At 35.8% G+C, this 23,514-nt stretch carries 22 protein-coding genes and 1 tRNA gene; 19 read left to right on the forward strand and 4 right to left on the reverse strand.

The features are described 5' to 3' along the window. Positions 1–13: 13 nt before the first annotated feature. The gene (locus SOP96_RS02720; protein WP_326319691.1) at positions 14–1,981 is read left to right on the forward strand and encodes a hypothetical protein; all 1,968 of its coding nucleotides are present in this window, start codon (positions 14–16) and stop codon (positions 1,979–1,981) included. Positions 1,982–1,996: 15 nt separating this feature from the next. Here SOP96_RS02720 and SOP96_RS02725 read toward each other — a convergent pair whose 3' ends face one another. The 3 genes from SOP96_RS02725 to mce form a co-directional block, all read right to left on the reverse strand. Next, positions 1,997–4,603 (reverse strand): KAP family P-loop NTPase fold protein, encoded by a 2,607-nt coding sequence (locus SOP96_RS02725; protein WP_326319692.1) that lies wholly within the window; start codon positions 4,601–4,603, stop codon positions 1,997–1,999. A 142-nt stretch (positions 4,604–4,745) separates the two neighbouring features. Further along, positions 4,746–4,819, reverse strand: a tRNA-Ile gene (locus SOP96_RS02730). Between the two features lie 61 nt (positions 4,820–4,880). Then, a complete protein-coding gene (mce, locus tag SOP96_RS02735) occupies positions 4,881–5,279 on the reverse strand; it encodes a methylmalonyl-CoA epimerase (protein ID WP_326319693.1) in 399 nt (132 codons plus the stop codon). An 85-nt stretch (positions 5,280–5,364) separates the two neighbouring features. Between mce and SOP96_RS02740 the strand changes: the two genes are divergently transcribed. The 7 genes from SOP96_RS02740 (at position 5,365) to SOP96_RS02770 (ending at position 13,146) form a co-directional block, all read left to right on the forward strand. Continuing rightward, a complete protein-coding gene (locus SOP96_RS02740) occupies positions 5,365–5,724 on the forward strand; it encodes a ribosome-binding factor A (protein ID WP_072885499.1) in 360 nt (119 codons plus the stop codon). A gap of 4 nt (positions 5,725–5,728) precedes the next feature. Then, positions 5,729–6,934, forward strand: a complete 1,206-nt coding sequence (locus tag SOP96_RS02745) for an ABC transporter permease (protein WP_326319694.1) — start codon at positions 5,729–5,731, stop codon at positions 6,932–6,934. 48 nt (positions 6,935–6,982) lie between these two features. Next, positions 6,983–8,776, forward strand: a complete 1,794-nt coding sequence (locus SOP96_RS02750; RefSeq protein WP_326319695.1) for an endonuclease — start codon at positions 6,983–6,985, stop codon at positions 8,774–8,776. Between the two features lie 59 nt (positions 8,777–8,835). Then, positions 8,836–9,573, forward strand: a complete 738-nt coding sequence (locus SOP96_RS02755) for a shikimate dehydrogenase family protein (RefSeq protein WP_326319696.1) — start codon at positions 8,836–8,838, stop codon at positions 9,571–9,573. 80 nt (positions 9,574–9,653) lie between these two features. Then, on the forward strand, positions 9,654–11,459 hold the full coding sequence (locus SOP96_RS02760; RefSeq protein WP_326319697.1) for a DUF349 domain-containing protein: 1,806 nt from the start codon (positions 9,654–9,656) through the stop codon (positions 11,457–11,459). A 60-nt stretch (positions 11,460–11,519) separates the two neighbouring features. Next, positions 11,520–12,551: a bifunctional diaminohydroxyphosphoribosylaminopyrimidine deaminase/5-amino-6-(5-phosphoribosylamino)uracil reductase RibD gene (gene ribD / locus SOP96_RS02765; protein ID WP_326319698.1), complete on the forward strand. Its 1,032-nt coding sequence runs from the start codon at positions 11,520–11,522 to the stop codon at positions 12,549–12,551. Further along, entirely contained in the window at positions 12,541–13,146 is a 606-nt protein-coding gene (locus tag SOP96_RS02770; protein WP_326319699.1) for an IMPACT family protein, read from the forward strand. The genes ribD and SOP96_RS02770 overlap by 11 nt, the downstream gene beginning before the upstream one ends. Here the strand turns inward: SOP96_RS02770 and SOP96_RS02775 are convergent. Then, positions 13,143–13,853 carry a zinc metallopeptidase gene (locus SOP96_RS02775; protein WP_326319700.1) on the reverse strand — a complete coding sequence of 237 codons (711 nt, stop codon included), beginning with the start codon at positions 13,851–13,853 and terminating at the stop codon, positions 13,143–13,145. The two genes, SOP96_RS02770 and SOP96_RS02775, sit on opposite strands and share 4 nt — an antisense overlap. Positions 13,854–13,956: 103 nt before the next feature. Between SOP96_RS02775 and SOP96_RS02780 the strand changes: the two genes are divergently transcribed. The 11 genes from SOP96_RS02780 (at position 13,957) to nuoH (ending at position 23,435) form a co-directional block, all read left to right on the forward strand. Further along, a complete protein-coding gene (locus SOP96_RS02780; protein WP_326319701.1) occupies positions 13,957–15,084 on the forward strand; it encodes a GNAT family N-acetyltransferase in 1,128 nt (375 codons plus the stop codon). A gap of 37 nt (positions 15,085–15,121) precedes the next feature. Beyond that, positions 15,122–15,298: a hypothetical protein gene (locus SOP96_RS02785; RefSeq protein ID WP_326319702.1), complete on the forward strand. Its 177-nt coding sequence runs from the start codon at positions 15,122–15,124 to the stop codon at positions 15,296–15,298. A gap of 121 nt (positions 15,299–15,419) precedes the next feature. Next, on the forward strand, positions 15,420–15,791 hold the full coding sequence (locus tag SOP96_RS02790) for an NADH-quinone oxidoreductase subunit A (protein ID WP_326319703.1): 372 nt from the start codon (positions 15,420–15,422) through the stop codon (positions 15,789–15,791). 105 nt (positions 15,792–15,896) lie between these two features. Continuing rightward, on the forward strand, positions 15,897–16,457 hold the full coding sequence (locus SOP96_RS02795; RefSeq protein ID WP_066441001.1) for an NADH-quinone oxidoreductase subunit B: 561 nt from the start codon (positions 15,897–15,899) through the stop codon (positions 16,455–16,457). A gap of 5 nt (positions 16,458–16,462) precedes the next feature. Further along, the gene (locus SOP96_RS02800; RefSeq protein ID WP_326319704.1) at positions 16,463–16,957 is read left to right on the forward strand and encodes an NADH-quinone oxidoreductase subunit C; all 495 of its coding nucleotides are present in this window, start codon (positions 16,463–16,465) and stop codon (positions 16,955–16,957) included. Positions 16,958–17,018: 61 nt separating this feature from the next. Then, complete coding sequence (nuoD, locus tag SOP96_RS02805; RefSeq protein ID WP_326319705.1) at positions 17,019–18,242, forward strand: NADH dehydrogenase (quinone) subunit D; 1,224 nt, start codon at positions 17,019–17,021, stop codon at positions 18,240–18,242. A gap of 115 nt (positions 18,243–18,357) precedes the next feature. Further along, complete coding sequence (locus tag SOP96_RS02810) at positions 18,358–18,867, forward strand: NADH-quinone oxidoreductase subunit NuoE family protein (RefSeq protein WP_123852551.1); 510 nt, start codon at positions 18,358–18,360, stop codon at positions 18,865–18,867. Between the two features lie 88 nt (positions 18,868–18,955). Beyond that, entirely contained in the window at positions 18,956–20,308 is a 1,353-nt protein-coding gene (gene nuoF / locus SOP96_RS02815) for an NADH-quinone oxidoreductase subunit NuoF (protein WP_326319706.1), read from the forward strand. 62 nt (positions 20,309–20,370) lie between these two features. Beyond that, complete coding sequence (locus SOP96_RS02820) at positions 20,371–21,165, forward strand: hypothetical protein (RefSeq protein WP_411911975.1); 795 nt, start codon at positions 20,371–20,373, stop codon at positions 21,163–21,165. Positions 21,166–21,207: 42 nt separating this feature from the next. After that, positions 21,208–22,206, forward strand: a complete 999-nt coding sequence (locus SOP96_RS02825; protein ID WP_326319708.1) for an NADH-quinone oxidoreductase subunit G — start codon at positions 21,208–21,210, stop codon at positions 22,204–22,206. A gap of 164 nt (positions 22,207–22,370) precedes the next feature. Further along, positions 22,371–23,435 carry an NADH-quinone oxidoreductase subunit NuoH gene (nuoH, locus tag SOP96_RS02830; RefSeq protein ID WP_072885486.1) on the forward strand — a complete coding sequence of 355 codons (1,065 nt, stop codon included), beginning with the start codon at positions 22,371–22,373 and terminating at the stop codon, positions 23,433–23,435. The last annotated feature ends 79 nt before the right edge of the window (positions 23,436–23,514 follow it).

A 23,514-nucleotide genomic window follows, 5' to 3' on the forward strand; every position in this document is an offset into this window, starting at 1 on the left:
CAGACTATAATTTATGAATAGAATAGTATTTTTCTCAAAAGAAGATTTGATATCATATCCTATGATGAATAAAATTAATGAATTTTTCGAAAATAATTCATACAAAAAATCGTCTCATTCTATTAATGATATTCTTGAACTTCATCACATCTGCAATTATATAGATAATGGTTTTACTCACCATGAATGGAATGACGATAAAATAGAAGAATATAATTTGCAGATTAAAAATTTTAAGAAAGATATTAATCTTTATTTCAATAAATTGGAATCGCAACAGATTGTTGACTTCTATGATAGTATTGATTATAATTATTGTGAATCTTTTTGGCTATTAGTAAACCGATTTGAAATCTATAAAAAGATCAAATCTTCAGATTTAAAACTATTATTCTTAAAACAAAAATTTGATATTAATGACATTCTCTACTGTAATAGGATTGTACTTTTTTTCGACAAAGAAATTCGTGATTATTTTTTATCAAATGAAAGAAATGCGGAAAACCTTTTAAACTACTATGAATCGAACCATGATAGTAGACCAAAGGAAAAATTCTATCCCAAATCTCTTACTCTCATTGATAGAGAGAATTTAATCAATAATTATATCGATTCTGAAAACGTAAATCTTAATTATATTAGATTAATAGAAAAAAATAAAGATTCAGAATTTTTAAAAATCAGTGATAAAACGCGTCTTAAAGCAAAAAGATTATCAAACAAATTAAATGATGAACTATTTGATAGTAATAATGCAACAGTAGTACGTAGAGGCGTATCCCTTTCTAAAGACCAGGAAGAAGTTTCGAAAATCACTTTTAAAGATGGTATACAAATAATTTCATATAGCGAAAAGAGATTATTAGAAAATATCGATGAAATTTCATTGTTTAAGAATTTTAGATCTATATTTGGTTTATTAGATTTTCAAGGATGTATTAATTCTGTTTCAAAATCAGCACAGATTGATACTCTTGAAAAAGTATTCATGAGATCTAAAAATGAATTTCTAATATCTGCCCATTTTCAGGATAAGACTTTAATTAGCACATTGAAATTCCAAATTTACACTCATTTTTTAGAATCTATTAATATAAACGTTGAAAACCTTTTAGAACATTTTGTTAACATCTATATTAATACTAAATTCAATATTAATGGCTTCAAATTATACCTTCCTACTCTCTCAGGTACTCCATTAGAAAAAATCCGTTTAATTGTACCGGAATTTGAATCGTTGATAGAACAGTACAAACTGTATGTGCATGATGATCATATAGATTTTGAATTATTGCAGGTTACCACGAAAACGTCAGGATTTGAGAAAATTCCATCATTAATGGAAAGAAAGTATGTTTATCCAATAGGAGATGAATATCTAAAATTAAGTCATAATTTTTTCGCTGATACAAGTTTTCTATTTAATTATAAAAAGTATGGCAAAAAATATACTTGTTTCTTTCATCTTATTACCTCAGAAAATATTACAATGGAGGATTTTGAGAACAATCGCAAATTTTATGTACAACAATTTATTGATGAAAACTATCTTAAAGTTGACGAAAATGGATGGATAAAACCTTACAATGAAAAATTGCTTACAGTAATTGGTATCTTACGGAATAATGATGTTATGAGTTATTGGTATTTCCCAGAAAATATCAGAAATGAAATAGACAAAATGGAAATACAAAAAATGGTTACTTTTTCAGGTTCATTATTCTCTAAATCTGAACAAGATTATTTTAATTTCTATCTTAATAATCGATTCTCAAATGGTTTATGGTTAAGAAATAAATATGTACATGCTACAAATAGCCACGATGAAAAGGAACAGGAAAATGATTATAATATTTTATTAAAATTATTGGTTACACTAGTTTTAAAAATAGATGATGATTTAAATATTGCAAGAAGTATTATTATTGCAGATATGAATAAAAAAGACAAAAATAAAGGAAGTTCAAATATAAATTCTTAACTGTGTCAATTTAAATTAATTTAAATGATCGATATTAATTTTTTCAAATTGAAAATTAATTCCATCCCAATTATTGTCCTTAATTTCAAAATAAAATCTTTTAAATTCAGAAATAACTTCTGAATTTTCATTATTCTTGAAAATAAAATCCTCAAAGCCTTCATAAGAAGCAAAAATATCAAGAATATCGTCATGTCTTATACGATACCCTTCATAACCATAACTTGTAATTAAACTCGCCACAAAATCCTCTAAACGCTCTACAGAACTTAAAGATTTTTTTAGATCGTTTACAACACCAATATCCGGAGTTTTTCCTGTACTTTCTAATTTTAAACTTTTATAATAGATGTTCCAAAAATTTCTAATAAATGAAATATTATTTTCCAAATATTTTTGAACATTCTTTCTTAAAATCTCATTAATTTCATCATCACTTAAAGGAAATTTACCGTCCGTTCTCCTTTTGTTTTTCTTTAAAAGTTCATATAATACAGTAGACGATTTATTAAGAGAATCATTATCATTACCCGTAAATAAGTCTTTAAAAAATTCTTTTGCCCCCTCTATACTCCCTAATAATTCTTCCCAATTCTTATCAACAAGTTTATATAGTAACACATTAAAATCTATCAAGTTACCTGCAATATCTAAATAGAGTAAATAATATGATGAAATTATTACATTACGATATTCACGACCACTTTCAAAAGTATCAAATCTATTTAACCTCCAACTAATATCTTTAATCTTATCCTCTGAGATCCAGTTTGTAATTTGTGGAATAACATCTAAAGATGGTAGTAATAAAAAATTATCAAAATCCTGTTCCTTTATATTTGAATTAAATATTACTTGGGAAAAATATCGTTCAAATTTTGAGACATATCGAACAGAGAGGTAACCTTCTCTGTCTCTACTGTCAACATCATACCCCACTATACTATTTGTTTCTTCCGGAAAAAGTCTTTTAACTAAATCTAAAATCTGTTCTCTTTCAATATTGTTAATATTATTTTTTTTACAATATTCATCTAAATAGAATTCGAATACAGTTAACAACTTTTCTTTACTTTCTCCTACAGTCTGTTTGTTTCTTTCAAATACTTCTTTAAATCTTTTATCCCTTGCCTTAACTTCATCAATTAGTGCAAAAAAATAACAGTTAACATTAGAATGAATTTTAAAAATTTCTTTATTCTTCGCAAAGATTAATCTATATAGATAAGGATGTTTTAATTTCAGAATCTCCAAGTAAATTATATCATGAAAATTAACATCTTTATACATATGGGAATAATTTACTACTAATGAGTTTAGAATTTTTTTTATTTCACGAAAATTATTTAACCAATAAATAAATAAGTCATTTTCATTAAAACCTAAACCAAGATCAAATATAAAAGCATCTTTATCATATCTTTCTTTAAAAGATTTAATCTTGTAAGTAAAATCTTTAGGCACCAATTCCTCCAATTTTCGTAAAAAATAATCTTTTAATAAAAACTTATCAAAGTAAGGAAGATTAATTTCCACATTAATAATCTTGTCAAGATACTTGACGGTTGTTTCTGAACTTTGATGTTTAATACTTTCATTTACATAAGTTCTATCATAGGCAACTATGAAAAAAACATTACTAAAGTTTGCAGTATTCCTTATTAATTTTAATAATTCAAAAATTTCTTCTCGATCAAGGCGATCAACATCGTCAATAAAAACAACAATTTTTTTATTTAGTAGTTCTATCTTTTTATTTATCTGAGTATAAATAGAATGAATACTCTCATCTTTCTTTACTAAAGATTTGACAAAATTAATTATTCCAGATTTTTCTCCATTACTAAGAATTTCATCAACATATTTAGAAATCTCCAAAGATAAATCAGATCCTAATTTTTCAGAAACAGAATTAAAAAAATCTTTGATAAGTACTTTTTTATCAAAACCCATCCACGGATTAAAATCAACTATAATTATATCTTCATTTACTAAATTCTTTTTCACAATATTAAAAACAGAGGTCTTTCCATCCCCCCACTCTCCATTTACCCCAATGGTATAGGAGTTTTTAAACTTATTATTCTTTACAATACTATAAATTTTATCAGCGGTGATTTGGAAAATCCCATCAAGTTCATCTTCATCACTTTTCTTTAGAGGCAGGTCTTCCAACAAAACGTTATTAATAGGATCTTTAGAAGAGGGAATTAAGTATTTTAAATAGTTTGCCAAATGCAAGAGTAAGAAAACATATAGAAAATCGAGGTAAACAATTTTTGAAAAGATTTTCCATGTAAAATGCGTAAATGGAAATTTCGAATTAAAAAACCTCTCGTAAGTGTAAAAACCTACTACAAAACAGAATAAAAAGGTAAGTTTTTCATTTGGTACTTCAAATTGACATTCTTTTACTTTAATAGAAACATAAAAGAGACCTATAATTATAATAAAAAAATCTAACCATCCATTTGAATCGACATAATAAAACCAATTAAAAATTTCACTTTTAAAAAAAGTCTCTATTTCAGAAACAAATGCAATTAAAAATGCAATTGACAATAAAATAAAAAAGATATTTTTGATATACCCATTGATCTTGTTAGGGGATTCTTCATCCATAAGTAATAAGTTTTCGTTATAGTTTCAAATGCAAGATAGTATATTTTAAAAGTACTTATAGGAAATTCGAAGGAATTCTTGCAACTTTCTTGTAACAACATAAAAAAAGACACATACGCATTCGTAAGTGTCTGATTTCCAGTGGTCCCACCTGGGCTCGAACCAGGGACCACCTGATTATGAGTCAGGTGCTCTAACCAACTGAGCTATAGGACCGCAAAATTGGTTGGATTTTGTGACTGCAAAAATAACAAAATTTCCGGCACTACAAAATTTTTTATTGCTTTTCTTGACAAAGTTCTACCAACACACCGTTTGTGCATTTCGGATGCAGGAAGACAATTAATTTATTATCAGCGCCTTCCTTCGGCTCTTCGGAAATAAATTCAAATCCTTCTTTTTTTAACCTTCCCACCTCATACAGAATATCATCAACTCCAAAAGCCAGATGATGAATACCTTCACCTTTTTTATCAATAAATTTTGAGATCGGACTCTCCTGCTTACTGGCTTCCAGCAGTTCAATCTTGCTTTCTCCTGCTGCGTAAAATGAGGTAACTACCCCTTCTCTTTCCACAGATTCTTTTTTATAAGATTCCTTTCCTAAAAGCTTGGCAAAAAGCTCGTCGGAAACTCCCAAAGATTTTACGGCAATACCGATATGTTCTAATTTCATAAATTATATATTAAGTCATAAATTTGATAAACGTTCAAATTTTCAAAGGATCAATTCAAACAAAAGTACTAAATTTGCACAACTTATGGAAAGCAACAGACAACGAAAAGTAGCACAAATTATACAAGAAGACTTCGCAGAGCTTTTCCGCAAACAGGCTGCGGAAAGCGGACAGGGTATTTTGGTATCAGTATCTGATGTAAAAGTAACGGCAGATCTGGGGATTGCTAAAATTTATCTCAGTATCTTCCCTCAGGAATTCCGTGCTGCCGTAATGAAGGAAATAGAAGAAAACAAAGCGCAGTACAGAAATTTCATTGGTCAGAAAATGGCAAAACAGGTTCGTGTCATTCCTAATCTTAATTTTTATTTAGATACTACTCTTGATGATGTTGAAAAATTAGACAGAGAATTAAGAGGCGAAGGCGATAACCCTATTCTGTAACCCCTTGAAGAACATTGCATTTTATATAGCATCCAGATACCTTTTGGCAAAAAAAGGGAGCACCGCTGTTACCTTTATTACATGGCTTGCGGTAGGTGCAATGACGGTTGCCGTTACAGCAATGTTTGTTATTATTTCTGTTTTTTCAGGATTGGAAGATCTCAACAAAGAACTCATCTCCAATCTTCACGCAGACCTCACCATTAAAAGCAATTCGGGGAAAACCCTGAAAGATTTCGATAAAATAAATTCAGTTTTAAAAAACAATAAAGAAATCAGTCACTTTTCAAGAGTGATCGAAGAAAAAGTCTACATCAGCTATAACGGCAAAGGCGATATTGCTTATCTCAGAGGAGTGGATTCTGCCTACATAAAGGTAAATCCTATTGATGAGGATATTTTTTATGGCGCCTATCCCGGTTTTAAGTATTCCAATGAGGTTCTTATGGAAAACTCCCTGGATAACAGGCTTTCTATACCGGTATCTTCCAATTCGGATTATGCCACCTTATTTATGCCTAAACCGGGAACCGGAATTATCAATAAAGAAGAAGATATTTATAACAAAAAAGATATTCTGGTAACAGGAGTTTTCCCGGGAAAAGACCAGCTGGATAATTATATCATTGCACCAATCGAGCTCACGGAAGAATTGCTCAACCTTCCGAAACATTCTGCTTACCAGATTGTCATCAAGCTTAAAAATCCTGATAACGTCAATTCTGTAAAACAACAGCTCATATCTTCATTAGGAAAAAATGTTGACATTAAAACCAAAGAAGAAGAAAATGCAGCGTTCTGGAAAATGATTAATACTGAAAAACTTTTCATTTACTTAATTTTCGCACTGGTGATTTTCATAACAACTTTTAACCTTGCGGGAGCGATCATTATTTTACAGCTTGACAAGAAGCAGCAGGCGAAATCCCTGGTATCTTTGGGATTACCTTTAAGCCATCTCCGTCAGATTTACTTTTATACCGGAATCCTCATCGTTGTGTTAGGAATTATTTCCGGGCTTATCCTTGGAACCACCCTTTGCTTTTTCCAGCAGTATACCGAGTTCTTCAGGGCAAATGAAACACTGCCTTTCCCTGTAAAAATTGTAGGTAAAAATTATTTGATCGTTTCAGTTACTGCAGCGCTTTTTGGTTTTGGTATTTCATGGGTGTTTTCTAAAATCGGCAAAGAGTACATTACTAAAAGTTAATACATTAAACGTTCATTTTTTCGTACCTTTACGCCCCAATTTTAAAAAATGAAACGTACTTTATTTTCTTTATTGATGAGCTTTGCATTTATCAATGCTTTTGCTCAGATTCCTGCCGGATATTACGATGGGACAGCAGGCCTTACCGGATCCACGCTAAAGACCAAACTTAAACAAATTATTACAAACGGGCATGTCGATAACGGCTACGGCGGTTTATGGGGAGCATACCAAACTACCGACCGCGACAATATTGCACAATCCGGATATGAAAACGACAATACGATTTTAGATATTTATTCTGAAAACCCCAACGGTACAGATCCTTACACTTACAATTATCCAACAGGACAGTGTGGAAATTATTCCGGAGAAGGTGATTGTTATAACAGAGAACATATTGTTCCGCAAAGTTTATTTAATGAAGCCCCACCAATGGTTTCCGATATTCATTTTATCAGGCCTACAGACGGGAAAGTAAACGGGATAAGATCAAACTACCCTTTCGGAAAAGTAGGAACCGCAAGCTACACTTCTCAAAACGGCTCAAAATTAGGAAACTCGGTTTCTCCAGGATATTCGGGAACTGTTTTTGAACCTATCGACGCCTTCAAAGGAGATGTGGCGAGAATGATTTTATATTTTGTAACAAGATATGAATCTCAGCTTTCAGGATTTACAACGGGAAACATGTTAGGAGGCTCTGCATTTCCGGGATTACAGACATGGGAACTGAACCAGTTATTAGCCTGGCATGCTGCAGATCCTGTTTCGGCTACTGAGATCAAAAGAAACGACAAATCCTACACCTACCAGGGAAACAGAAATCCTTATATCGACCATCCTGAATATGTAAATCAGATTTGGGGAACACCAATTGTTGACACTCAGGCACCTACTGCTCCAACCAATCTAGCAGCGAGCAACCCTACTTCAAATACAATTTCTCTAAGCTGGACTGCCTCTACAGACAATATTGGCGTTGCTGCATATGACATTTACAAAGACGGCACTTTTTATGCAGCCGTTACCGGCACAACCGCAACTGTTTCGGGATTAAATCCTTCAACAACATACAATTTTTATGTAATTGCTAAAGACGCCGCAGGAAACACTTCTACAGCAAGCAATACCGCTTCAGGAACAACTCTTGCAGGAGGACAGCCGGGCGGAAGCTGCGGAACAGAAGATTTTTCAAATATTCCGGCAAATTCTTCAGGTTATTCTATAAGAACATGGACCGGCAACAATATTTCATGGACCGCTACAGATGCTAGAACCGATCAGACAGTTAATGGAAAGGCGATTACCATTCAAAATGGATATCTTACCAACACTACTACAGCAACAGGAGGTATTCAAAGCTTAACTGCAACAACACAACTGAAGTTTTCAGGATCTTCTAATTCTTTAAATGTTGAGATAAACGGAACACTGGTAGGAACAATCCCTTATAGCTCAACCATAGGGACATTCACCATCAATAATATTAATGTGAGCGGAAATGTTGTGATTAAAATTACAAATCCTGTTTCAGGAAACAGAGTCGCAATCGATGATTTAAGCTGGACATGCTACAGCACATTGGGTACAGCAGAAAATTCCGGAAACAAAGAAGGTTTCACCGTTTACCCGAATCCTGTAAAAAACAATGAACTGTTTGTAAAAGGCGAAAATCTAAATACAATCTCAAAAGCTCAGATTTTTGATTTTTCTGGAAAGCTTATTCAGATTATTGAAAATCCTTTCAAAAATTCAAATAAAATAAATCTTAAAGGTTTAACAAAAGGAAATTATATCCTTGCAACAGATTCTTTCTCCACGAAATTTGTGGTTGAATAACCTAAAAAATATTTATATAAGAGACCGGTTTTTTCCGGTCTTTTTTTTATTTTTATCCTATGGATTCCAATAAAAAATTAGGCCTTATCGGAAGAAACATTTCGTATTCTTTCTCTAAAAAATTCTTTGAAGACAAATTTCAGAAGCTGATGCTGAAAGGATATTCTTACCAGATTTTTGATTTAACGGATATTAATGAAGTGAATGAGCTGTTCTCTGTTCCAGATCTGATAGGATTTAACGTTACCATTCCTTACAAAGAAAAAATCATCGACTATCTGGATGAACTCAGCGATGAGGCAAAAAAAATAGGTGCGGTGAATTGCGTTTTAATTGAAAATGGAAAAAAAACAGGCTACAACACAGACGCATTCGGGTTTGAAAAAACACTGCTTCTTCATAAAAAACCCCATCAGGAATCTGCCATCATATTAGGAAACGGTGGTGCAGCAAAAGCCGTAAAATATATTCTGGACAAGAATAACATCCCGTCTGTTACAGTGTCAAGAACCACGGAAATCAATTATAGTAGTCTTGACAGTAAAATGGTTGAAAATCGCAAAATTATCATTCAGTGTACTCCGGTAGGCACTTTTCCGAATGTTGAAGACTGCCTGGATTTTCCTTTTGATGGCATCACAAAAGATCATTTAATTATTGACTTAATTTACAACCCAAGCTATACGCAATTCATCATCAAAGCCTCAGAAAAAGGAGCAAAAACAGTGAATGGATATTACATGCTTGAACAACAGGCAGAAAAAGCCTGGGAAATTTGGAATTTTCAAAAAAAATAACATAAATTAGTGCTATATTTGGCTTTTTGCTATATATTTAGAAGATATATTTTAATGCCACTCACAATAAACGATTTGCTATGATTACAGAAAACAATCTTTCTGAAAACGAGGAAAACAAAAATTTTACTCCGGAATCTTCGGAAGAAACTTCAGAAGACGTAACACCCAAGAACGAAACCACGCATGCTGAAGAGCATGAGCATGATGAAGAGCATGAAGAGGTGCAGCTTTCGCTTGCTGATACGCTGAAGGAGATGGAGAAAATCATCAATGCTCCCAACGCTGGTGAAGATTTCAAAAAATTCAACCAGCTTAAAGAGAAAGCAAGTCATTACATCCATGATGAAGTGGAAGACAAAAAACACGAATACACTGATGCCGGAAATGCCCCGGAAAATTTCAGCTACGAACATCCCTCGCAGGCAAGATTTTCAGCATTGGTAAATATTTTCAGGGAAAAGCACGATGCTTACCAGAAAGGCCAGGAAGAAGAGCAGAAGAAAAATCTGGAGCACCGCCAGAATATTATTGAAAGACTGAAAAATTTATACACCAATTCTGAGCCGGGAGTCAATCTCTTCAAATCCATAAGAGAAATTAAGGAAGACTGGTCTAAAGCCGGACAGGTAGCAAAGTCTGAATTCAAAATCCTTAATAACAACTATTTCCATCATCTGAATCAATTTTATCAGATGCTTGATCTCAACAAAGAATTTCTTGAACAGGAATACAGCCACAATCTTGAAAAAAGGCAGCATATTATTGAGCGTGCAAAACAGCTTGAACAGGAGCCTGTAATTCAAAAGGCATTGAATGAGCTTCAGTATCTTCACAAACTGTGGAAAGAAGAAGCAGAGCCTGTAGCCGAAGAATTCCGTGAAAAAACCTGGGAAGAATTTAAGGAAATATCCAATAAGATCCACGAAAGAAAGTCTGAGCTTTCGGCAGCTATCGAAACAGAGCAAAACGAAAATCTTGAAAAGAAAAATCAGATTATCGCTGAAATTAAGAAACTCTCGGAACCCTCTGAAAACCCGAACCACAACTACTGGCAAAATGCCATTAAAAAAGTAGAAGAATTAAGATCGGAATTCCTAAAAACCGGAAGTGTGCCGAGAAAACTTTCCAACCAAAACTGGAATGATTTCAAAACCACCTTAAGAGGTTTCAATACCACTAAGAATACGTACTACAAATCATTGAAGGGCTCTCAGCAGGCTAACCTGGAAGAGAAGCTAAAGCTTATCCAGACAGCAAAAGACAACCAGAACAATGAAGAATGGGATATTGCAGTTCCTTTATTTAAAAAACTTCAGGAAGACTGGAAGAAAATTGGGCATGTTCCGAAAAGCATGACCAATAAAATCTGGGACGAGTTCCGTGATGCCTGTAATGCATTTTTCAACAATTACAGAGAAAAAAGCAACGCATCTACCGATAACTGGAAAGAAAATTATAAAAATAAAAAAGTACTTCTTGATGAACTGAAAACAGTAACCAACGAAGAAGGAAGCATTGAAAGGATTGAAGCCATAAAAACCGCATGGAACAATATCGGAAAAGTTCCGCGAGATAAAATTTCAATCAACACAGAGTTTAATAAGACATTGAGAGAAAAACTGAAGCTCAATAAAATCAATGAGCTTGAGCTTAAAGAAGAAGGATTATCTGAAAACCAGCTAACTGATAAAGCAAGAAAAATAAAAAGCCAGATCTCCGATCTTGAAGCTGAAATTGTAAAACTGGAAAATAACCTTTCATTCTTTAAGAATCCGTCAAAAGAAAATCCTCTTTTAAAGGAAACTTTTGACACCATTGACGAGAAAAAAGCTCATCTGGAAACATTAAAACAAAATCTTCACAGCATTATTGCAGGAGAATAAAAAGATTTAAAATAAAGAAAGGCGGAGCAAAGTAATTTGTCTTCGCTTTTTTCATTCAATATGCAGGACGAATTTTATATTAAAAGATGTATCGCTCTTGCGAGCAAAGCATTAGGGAAAACTTATCCCAATCCTTTGGTCGGCAGTGTTATTGTACACAATGACAAAATTATCGGTGAAGGCTACCACCATAAAGCAGGCGAAAACCATGCGGAAATCAATGCTATTAATTCCGTTCAGGACAAGTCCCTGATTCCGCAATCTACGATTTATGTTTCGCTGGAACCCTGCGCACATTATGGAAAAACACCGCCTTGTGCTTTAAAAATCAAAGAATTAGGCTTTAAAAAAGTGATAATCGGTGCGATGGATTCTCACGACAAAGTAAACGGAAAAGGAAAAAAAATCATCCAGGACGCCGGAATTGACGCCATTTCAGGAGTTCTTGAAAAAGAATGCATTGAATTAAACAAACGGTTTTTCACCTTCCATGAAAAGAAAAGGCCTTATATCATTCTGAAATGGGCGAAATCTGGTGACGGTTTTATGGATAAAGATTTTAAACCGGTTTCCATTTCAAATTCTTTGGTTAATCAGTTTGTTCATCAATTGAGAGCAGACGAGCACGCCATTCTTGTAGGCACACAGACCGCTTTGAATGACAATCCTGCTCTCACTGTACGAAACGTAGAGGGCCAAAATCCTGTAAGAATTTTGATCGACTTTGAATTGAAAGTCCCGCAGGATTTCAACATTTACAATAAAGAAGCAAAGACAATTGTGATTAATGCGGTTAAAGATGAAGAAAAAGAAAATACCCGTTTCATAAAAATCAATAAAGAAAATTATCTGAATGAGCTGATGAATGCTTTGTACAAAGAACAAATTCAGTCGGTGATTATTGAAGGAGGCAGGTTTACTTTGCAGCAATTCATTGATGAAGATCTTTGGGATGAAGCGATTGTTATTATTAATGAGAATCTGAAACTTAAAAACGGTACAAAAGCTCCGGAATTTCACATTAAACCAGAGCGAGCAGAAATATTCAGAGACAATTTAATACAATTTTACAAGAGCGATCATGCTGTTTGAATATAAAACCATAGAAAAACCCGTAGAAAATGTTTTATTAAAGGAAAAAGGAAGCAAGTTCATAGGATTTGCTTATCCCGTAAATAATGAAGAAGAACTTAAAAATACATTGGAAAAGATAAGAACAGAACATCCCAAAGCAACACATCATTGTTATGCTTTCAGGCTTGGTCTTAACGGGGAAAATTATCGGGCGAATGACGACGGCGAGCCTTCCGGCAGCGCAGGTCTTCCCATCTACAACCAGCTTCTGGCTAATGAAATCACCAATGTAATTGTTATCGTGGTACGCTATTACGGCGGCACGAAATTAGGCGTCTCCGGATTGGTAAAAGCGTATAAGGAATGTGCTAAACTGAGTCTGGAAGAATCCCATATCATCACTAAAGAGCTTGAGGCAGCATTAGAAATACATTTCAATTTCGATCAGCAAAATGTTATTTTCACCCTTCTTTCAAAATATGACGCAAAAGTAGTACACTTTGACGCCAATGAACAATGCGTCGTTACTGCCTCTGTAAAACTTTCCCAAAAAGAAAGCATTTCGGATAAATTATCCGAAATGCAGCATATTATTTTCAAATTTAAAAATTAATCTCTTCTGCCTCCTAACAGCAATGACGCCCAGTATAAAAGCTGAGCCAGCGAACCTATCGCTGCAACCAGGTAAGTTCTGGCCGCCCATTTTAAACTGTCTTTTACCCCTACATATTCTTCGGCAGTTACGGCACCTGTATCTCTCAACCACTTCATAGCCCTGTTACTCGCATCATACTCTACCGGCAATGTGATAAAAGCAAAAAGTGTGGTTGCCGCAAACATAATCACCCCGATCGCCAATACCAAACGATTACCTGAAGGATTTTCAATTGAACGCGTTGCCACCATAACCATAATTCCTGCAATCAATACAAACTGCATGAGATTTGAACTGATCTGTACCACAGGCACCAATTTTGAGCGAAGCTGAAGCATGGAATATCCTACCTTGTGCTGAACAGCATGCCCGCATTCGTGCGCTGCAACCGCAGCTGCAGCTGCATTTCTCTGCATGTAAACAGCTTCTGAAAGATTTACCGTTTTATTTTCAGGATTATAATGGTCTGTTAATTGTCCCGGAACCGATATTACCTGAACATCGTTAATTCCATTGTCTCGCAGCATCTTTTCTGCCACCTCCTTACCCGAAAGCCCGTTTCGGAGATGCACTTTGGAATAATACTCGAATTTCGACTTGAGCCTATAGGAAACCCACCAGCTTACAAGCATTGAAATCACAATGATTATATAATAACCTATCATCTTAGTAACTTTATATATATTTTCACCCGAGATGATGTAAAAACTGTGCCAAAGTTTAGCATTTATTTGGTTATCTTTGCTTATTAATTTGCCTTTTAAAACCATGTCGAAAATTTCAGTAATTGAAGTAAAAACAACGGATCAGTTAAAGCAATTCGTCAGATTTCCAATGGATTTGTACAAAAACAATCCGTACTACGTTCCATCATTTATCAATGATGAAATCAGCATTTGGAACCCTGCCGAAAATCCTGCCATGCAGTATTCTGAAGCGAAACAGTTCCTGGCTTTTAAAGACACCACAATTGTTGGCAGAATTGCTGTGATGATCAATCATAAAGAAGAACGAGAACTGGGCATCAGAAAAGTACGTTTCGGGTGGATTGATTTTATAGACGACCGTGAGGTTTCAAAAGCACTGATTGATACGGTAATCGCTTATGCCAAAGAAAAAAGCATCAAAAAAATAGAAGGCCCGATGGGATTCACCAACCTTGATAAAGCAGGGATGCTTACGATGGGCTTCGATAAGCTGGCAACCATGATCGGAATCTACAATCATAAATATTATCCCGAACACCTTGAAAATTTAGGCTTGACAAAAGAAAAGGAATGGGTAGAATTTGAGCTTCAATTTCCGGAGGTACTTCCTGATAAAATTCATAAGTTCAATGAATTAATATCACAAAAATACAAACTTAAAGTTTTAAACTTTAAATCAAAAGAAGAGATTATTGAATATGTAGATCCCATGTTTGACCTTCTGGATGAAACCTATAAGCATTTATCCACATACACACCAATTTCCGCTGAACAGCGCAAAACGTACAAGGAAAAATATTTCAAGCTCATTAATAAAGATTATATTGTCTGTGTTGCTGATGATGAAAACCAGCTTGTAGCTTTTGCGATAACAATGCCCTCCTATTCAACAGCTTTACAAAAATCAGGAGGAAAACTTCTGCCTTTCGGATGGTGGCACTTTTTACAGGCAGGACGGAAAAACGACCGGGCGAATTTTTATTTAATAGGAATTCATCCTGACTACCAGCGAAGAGGCGTAACTTCTATTATTTTCAAAGAAATATGGAAAATTTTCAGGAAAAAGGGTGTGAAATATTTGGAAACAAATCCGGAACTGGAAGAAAACAAAAGTGTTCAGCTTTTGTGGCAGGATTACAATCCGGTTAATCATAAAAGAAGACGAACATATTCTTTGGATATCGTTTAATTTTAACAAAAAAGCAGACTTATAAAGTTTAAAACTTATGAAAACCCATATCATTATTTTTGGAGTTTTAATTTTGGGATTTATAATTTTCAATCTTTTTCTTCAAACAGGAAATGACAGAACCGACACTGCCATTAATATCATCTATGCCAGCATCCTGTTTGGCTACATTTCCTTTATGGCATTCTCTCTGCTCAAAAAAATGAAAAAATAACTGTTATTTTTATTGATTCTAAATTGTAAGTTTTATCCAATTTCATGAGACTTTTAATCACATAAATTTCATGCTTTCTTGTTTATTCCCTAAATTTGCAAATTGAGATAATAATGCAAAAATGAATTTACCTGAAAGTTATATTCCAATCCTTTTACAGGCAGGTGTTGCGATAGGTTTCGTAGCCATTTCTTTGCTTGGCGCGCATTTTTTAGGCCCGAAACAGAAAAAAGGAAATTCTGTGAAAAACCAAAGCTGGGAATGCGGAGTCCCGGTAGAAGGAAATGCAAGAACACCGTTTTCCATTAAATATTTTTTGACAGCGGTATTATTCGTACTATTCGATATTGAAATCGTATTTTTTTATCCTTACGCAGTAAACTTCAGAGAATTCGGAATGGAAGGATTCTTGGCAGTGCTTATGTTTGTGGCGATTTTCTTTATGGCATTCTTCTATGTCTGGAAACGCGGCGCATTAGATTGGGATAAATAAAAAGGAATAGAAATTTTAAATGACAATTTTAGACAATTCAGTTTACTGTACAACTAACATTAACAGTAATTTTGAATCTAAAATTAAAATCTTAAATCTAAAAAAATGTCAGATAACAAACCAATAATAAGAACAGATGCACCTGCTCCGGAAGGATTTGAAGGAGAAGGGTTTTTCGCAACAAAACTGAGCAGTGTAATCGGGATGGCCAGAAAATTTTCTCTTTGGCCGCTGCCTTTTGCAACCTCTTGTTGTGGCATTGAGTTTATGGCTACCCTCAACCCAACGTATGATGCCTCAAGATTTGGTATGGAAAGAAACTCTTTCTCGCCAAGACAGGCAGATTTACTTATGGTTTGCGGTACGATATCAAAAAAATTAGGCCCGGTGCTTAAAGAAGTATATACCCAAATGGCTGAGCCGAAATGGGTAGTATCCGTTGGTGCCTGTGCATGTAGTGGAGGTATTTTTGACACCTATTCTGTTTTACAGGGTATCGATAAAATTATTCCCGTGGATGTTTATGTTCCGGGATGTCCGCCAAGACCCGAGCAGATCATCGAAGGTGTAATGCAGGTTCAGGCTCTAGCAGAAAGCGAAAGCATCAGAAGAAGAGATATGCCTGAATACCAGAAACTATTAGATTCTTACAACATTAGCAACTAACGGAAATGACAAACGAATTTGTATTAGAAGCAATTACAAGGGAATTTCCGGAATCTGTAATCTCAAGTTCAGAACCCTACGGAATGCTGACCATTGAGGTGAAGAAAGAAGATCTTAAAAAAATCGTTCACTATCTGAAAGACTCAACCCTGGAAATCAATTTCCTTACCGATATTTGCGGAATCCATTACCCGGAATTCCCTGAAAAAGAAATCGGAGTTGTATATCACCTGCACAACATGATGACCAACTTCAGACTGCGTATTAAAATCTTCATGTCCAGAGAAAATATTGAGGTAGATTCTTTAGTAGATCTGTATGCAGGAGCCAACTGGATGGAAAGGGAAACCTATGATTTCTACGGAATTAAATTTAAAGGACATCCGGATCTGAGACCTATCTTGAATATGGAAGATCTTGGTTATCATCCGATGCTGAAAGAATATCGCCTGGAAGACGGGACAAGAACAGATAAGGACGATGCAATGTTCGGAAGATAAAAAGCGAATGGCCAATGGCAGCTAGCCAATAGCCAGAAGCAAATAGCTAAAAGCAATCATTATGAAAGATAACTCATTATCCAATATACTCAACCAATACGAAAGTAAGGAGCAGATTGACGGACAATTGTATACCCTCAATTTAGGTCCGACACACCCTGCAACACACGGGATTTTCCAGAATGTCCTTACCATGGACGGAGAGAGAATCCTTCATGCAGAACAAACCGTTGGATACATCCACAGAGCATTTGAGAAAATTTCCGAAAGAAGAAACTATGCTCAGATCACCACCCTTACCGACCGTATGAATTATTGTTCGGCGCCCATCAACAATTTAGGTTGGCATATGACCGTAGAAAAACTGATTGGCGTTGAAGTTCCGAAACGTGTAGACTATATGCGTGTTATTTTAATGGAGCTTGCAAGAATCGGGGATCACCTGATCTGTAATGGTGTAACAGGAATGGACTCCGGAGCAATTACCGGCCTTACATATATGTTCATCGAAAGAGAACGTATTTATGATATGTATGAGCAGATCTGCGGAGCGAGAATGACGACCAATATGGGAAGAATCGGAGGTTTTGAAAGAGATTTCACCCCTAAATTCCATGAGTTGATTAAGGATTTCCTTAAAACATTCCCGCCAAGATTCAAAGAATTCTGTACTCTACTGGAAAGAAACAGAATCTTCATGGACAGAACCATCGGCGCAGGAGCTATTTCTGCAGAAAGAGCATTAAGCTATGGGTTCACAGGTCCAAATTTACGGGCAACAGGCGTAGACTATGACGTAAGAGTTGCGCAACCTTATTCTTCTTACCAGGATTTCGACTTTATCATTCCGGTGGGAACTTCCGGAGATACGTACGACCGTTTCATGGTTCGTCAGCAGGAAATCTGGGAATCGATCAAAATCATCAAACAAGCATACGAAAATCTTCCGGAAGGTCCGTTCCATGCGGATGTTCCTGATTTCTATCTACCTGAAAAAGCAGATGTATATCAGAAAATGGAAGCATTAATTTACCATTTCAAAATTGTAATGGGAGAAACGGATGTACCTAAAGGTGAAGTTTACCATGCAGTAGAAGGCGGAAACGGAGAATTAGGTTTCTACTTAGTGAGCGATGGTGGAAGGAGTCCTTACAGACTGCATTTCAGGAGACCTTGTTTCATCTATTATCAGGCTTACCCTGAGATGATTACCGGCTCTGTGATTTCAGATGCGATTGTTACCATGTGCAGTATGAATATTATTGCCGGAGAATTAGACGCATAAAAAGAATTTAGAAAAAAGATGAAACATAAAATACTTTCATCACTCCAATATAAAATTGAATTTAGAACAGAATCAGAGTGCATTCTTTATTAATGTTCTTTAATCTTAGATAAAAATGAGCGAAACAATAGCTTTTAAACCGGAAAGTTTAGCACAGGTGCATAAAATGATCGCAAGATATCCTGAAGGCAGGCAAAAATCTGCGCTTATTCCTGTATTGCATTTAGCCCAGAAAGAATTCGGCGGTTGGTTAGACGTTCCAGTAATGGATTATGTTGCAGAATTATTGAGTATTAAACCTATCGAAGTATATGAAGTAGCCACTTTCTATACCATGTTCAACATGAAGCCGGTAGGAAAATATGTGTTGGAAGTCTGCAGAACAGGGCCTTGTATGGTTTCAGGAAGCGAAAAAATCCTTAACCATATCAGAACCAAACTGAATATTAAAGACGGACAGACTACGGAAGACGGAATGTTTACCTTAAAGCCTGCAGAATGTTTAGGCGCTTGCGGATATGCTCCGATGATGCAGTTGGGGAAATTCTTTCATGAAAATTTAACGATAGAAAAAGTAGACGAAATCCTTGATCTTTGCAGAGAAGGACAAATCGCTTTAGATTAATAAAAATTTAAATGTTAGGTTTAAATTAATTTAAATTTTAATAATTAAATGCAAGAAGCCAAAAGCCAATTGCAATAAGCAAATAACAATGAGTAAAAAACTTTTACTTAAAGACGCACATATAGAAGGGATACGCTATTTCGAGACTTACCGCAAACAAGGAGGGTACGGAGCAGCTGAAAAAGCCCTGAAAATGACACCGGACGAAATCCTGGAAGAAGTAAAAGCTTCCGGACTGAGAGGACGTGGTGGAGCAGGATTCCCGACCGGGATGAAATGGAGCTTTTTGGCAAAACCAGAAGGTGTTCCGAGACACCTCGTGGTAAATGCCGATGAATCTGAACCGGGAACTTTCAAAGACCGTTACCTGATGGAATTCCTTCCTCATTTATTAATTGAAGGAATGCTGATTTCATCATATTGTTTGGGGTCAAACGTTTCTTATATCTACATTAGGGGAGAATACTCATGGATTCCCGATATCTTGGAAGAAGCGATTGAAGAAGCGAAAGCAGCCGGCTTTTTAGGTAAAAATATTCTCGGAACCGGTTTCGATTTAGAAATCTACGTTCAGAGAGGTGCCGGAGCATACATCTGTGGTGAAGAAACCGCATTGCTTGAATCTCTTGAAGGTAAAAGAGGAAATCCAAGACTAAAACCACCATTCCCGGCTGTAAAAGGACTTTGGGAAAGACCAACGGTGGTAAATAATGTTGAATCTATCGCAGCAGTCGTTCCAATCATTGATATTACCGGTGCAGAATATGCTAAAATCGGGGTTGGAAGATCTACCGGTACAAAATTGATTTCCGCTTGTGGAAACATCAATAAACCGGGAGTGTATGAAATCGACATGACCATCACCGTTGAAGAATTCATTTATTCAGACGAATATTGCGGCGGAATTAAAGACGGAAAAAAATTAAAGGCCTGTATTCCGGGAGGAAGCTCAGTGCCGATTGTTCCAGCCAATTTATTATTAAAAACCGTAAACGGAGAACCAAGATACATGAACTACGAATCTTTGGCAGACGGAGGTTTTGCTACCGGTACCATGATGGGTTCCGGAGGTTTTATCGTATTGGATGAAGACCAGTGTATCGTAGAACATACCATGACTTTAGCGAGATTCTACAATCACGAAAGTTGCGGACAATGTACACCATGCCGGGAGGGTACGGGATGGATGTATAAAATTTTAAAGAAAATAGAGAATGGACAGGGCAAGATGGAAGATATAGACTTGCTTTGGGATATTCAGAGAAAAATAGAAGGCAACACAATCTGCCCATTGGGGGATGCGGCAGCGTGGCCTGTAGCGGCGGCAATACGCCATTTCAGAGATGAATTTGAATGGCACGTGAAAAATCCTGAATTGTGTTTAACACAAAATTACGGATTGGCTCACTATGCAAATCCGATACCGGCGCCTACAGTTTAACAACTGCTTTTAAGAGAGAGAGAGGAATTAGGGTGATAAAAAAGTGTGTATTACTGCTTGGATTGGCAGTAACTTTGGGTGTTAATGCCCAAAAAAGGGATATTGATCCGTTTAAAAAAGGATCAGTAATGGTGTTTTGGGGTTGGAACAATTCAGTATATTCGAAATCGGACATTCATTTTAAAGGGGATGGGTATGATTTCCAACTGAATAATGTTGTTGCTCATGACAGACAGACGAAATTTGATTGGGGAGTGTATTTTAAGCCTACTTCAATCACAGTTCCGCAGGTGAACTATAGAATCACCTATTTTCCTAAAGATAATCTGGGGATTACATTAGGAATGGATCATATGAAATACGTGATGGATCAGAATCAGACGGTTGATTTTAAAGGATATATTAATAATCCTGAATATGCTGAACTGGTTCATAACGGAAAAGTAGATTTGAGTGATGCCAGATTATTAACATTTGAACACACAGACGGTCTCAATTATATTAATATTGGTGCTCAGAAGTATCATAATATTTTAAACAAAAAAAATATTGATCTTTTCCTGAGCTATGGAGCCGGAATCGGTGCCCTGCTGCCAAAGTCGAATGTAAAGCTGATGGGAAATGAAAGAAGTGACAGATTCCATCTTGCAGGATTTGGCGCCGACATCAGAGGAGCGGTAAGCCTGGTTGCCATAAGACACATTGTCGTTCAGGTAGAAGGTAAATTAGGTTACATTAATATGCCGGATATTAAAACAACTCTGAATAATAAGCCGGATAAGGCTTCACAGGATTTTGTGTATGGAGAAGTTGATCTGGGTATTGGATATACATTTAATACAAAAAAGTATAATTAATAAAGCTTACTGCTCGAGCAGCAAAAGCGAAAAGCATAGAATATGAGCGAAGAGGTTAAAAAATTTAAAATAACTATAGACGGACAGACTACCGAAGTGTTGCCTGGAACTTCCATCCTGGAAGCAGCAAGACAGATCGGCGGAAAATCTGTACCTCCTGCAATGTGCTACTACAGCAAATTGGAAACAAGCGGAGGAAGATGCAGAACCTGTTTGGTAGAAGTTTCTAAAGGGTCTGAAGCAGATCCGCGTCCTATGCCGAAATTGGTGGCAAGCTGCAGAACCAATGTGATGGATGGTATGGAGGTAAAAAATCTTACTTCCGAAAAAGCTCAGGAAGGAAGAAAAGCCGTTACCGAATTTCTATTGGTAAATCACCCTCTGGATTGTCCGATCTGTGATCAGGCCGGCGAATGCCATCTTCAGGATCTGGGTTACGAATACGGAAATCCCGAAACAAGAACTGAATTTGAAAGAAATACCTATGATGCAGATGATCTTGGTCCGAACATCAAATTAAATATGGACCGTTGTATTCTGTGTGCAAGATGTGTACTGGCTGCAAACCAGTTAACCGGAGAAAGAGAACACGGAATTCTTTTCAGAGGAGATCATGCTGAAATTTCTACTTATTTAAATAAAGCTTTGGATAATGATTTTATCGGAAACGTAATTGACGTTTGCCCGGTTGGAGCATTAACCGACAGGACAGCACGTTTTGCAAGCAGGGTTTGGTTTACAAAACCAATGAATGCTACCTGCAATTGTGATAAATGTTCAGGAAAAGCTGTAGTTTGGATGAAAGGCGATGAAATCGTTAGAGTTACGGCAAGAAAAGACCAATGGGGAGAAGTTGAAGAATTTATCTGTGATACCTGCCGTTTTGAAAGAAAAGAGCTTCCTGACTGGAATATCGAAGGTCCGAGACACATTGACAGACACTCTGTTATTTCATTGAATCATTACGAAAAGCCTAAAGATGAGCTAAGAGTTTTAGATAATCCGATGGCTAAAGAAATCAGTGAAAAAGACGAAAAATAAAAGTTGGAAGCTGGAAGCTGGAAGATGGTGGGTTTAACCGCAAATATTCTACTTTTAATTTTAAAATCGTTAAAAAATAAAATAAATTGGTAATGTGATGATGAGCTGATACTACAGGATGTGATAAACTTCCAGCTCCCATCTTCAAACATTTAAAATAAAAAATGGATTTACTTACATTTAAATTGATACTTGTACTGGCGCTTTTCCTGCTTTCCCTTACAATTGCAGCCTACTCTACCTGGGCAGAAAGAAAAGTTGCTGCCATTATGCAGGATAGAATCGGGCCAAACAGAGCGGGACCATTCGGGTTATTGCAGCCGCTTGCCGACGGTGGAAAGTTTTTCTTTAAAGAAGATTTTACTCCGGCTAATGCAGAAAAATTCCTTTTTGTACTCGGGCCTGCTTTGGTAATGTTTATTTCATTAATCACAGGAGCGGTTATTCCCTGGGGTAAAAGTTTAAATATTGCAGGTACTTCTTACGACCTGCAGGTTGCCAACATCGATGTTGGGGTACTTTTCATCATCGGGATGGCTTCCATTGGGGTTTACGGAATCATGATCGGAGGCTGGGCTTCCAATAATAAATATTCATTATTAGGAGCAATTCGTGCTTCTTCCCAGATGATTTCATACGAATTGGCAATGGGACTGGCTTTGCTTTCCATCATTATGATGACGGGAAGTTTAGATTTAAAAGAAATTACTGAAAGCCAGACCAATGGAAAATTATGGGGAGTTATTCCATGGGTTTCCGGACTGAACTGGAACATTTTCTACCAGCCGATCGCTTTCTTAGTATTTATTGTGGCTGCTTTGGCAGAAACCAACAGGCACCCTTTCGATTTACCGGAGTGTGAATCTGAATTGGTAACAGGTTATTCTACAGAATATTCATCGATGAAATTGGGATTGTACATGTTTGGTGAATATGTAAATATGTTTATTTCCAATGCTTTTATGGTTGTTTTGTTCTTCGGAGGGTACAACTATCCGGGAATTGAATGGGTAACTCAGAACTGGGGTGAAAATACAGCCGGAATTTTGAGTATCGTCGCATTCTTAATCAAAACAATCATCGGAATTCTGATCTTTATGTGGATCAGATGGACACTTCCGAGGTTTAGATACGACCAGTTAATGCACTTAGGTTGGAAAACTTTGATTCCTATGGCATTGGTAAACCTGCTGATTACAGGCGCTGTAATTTTAGCATTTGGTAATTAATTAAGCTTATTAAACCTTCAAGGTTTTTGAAACCTTGAAGGTTTGGAATATAAAATTAAGATAACAGACAAAATTAGTC

This window comes from Chryseobacterium salviniae, from assembly GCF_035819015.1.
GTDB lineage: Bacteria > Bacteroidota > Bacteroidia > Flavobacteriales > Weeksellaceae > Chryseobacterium > Chryseobacterium salviniae.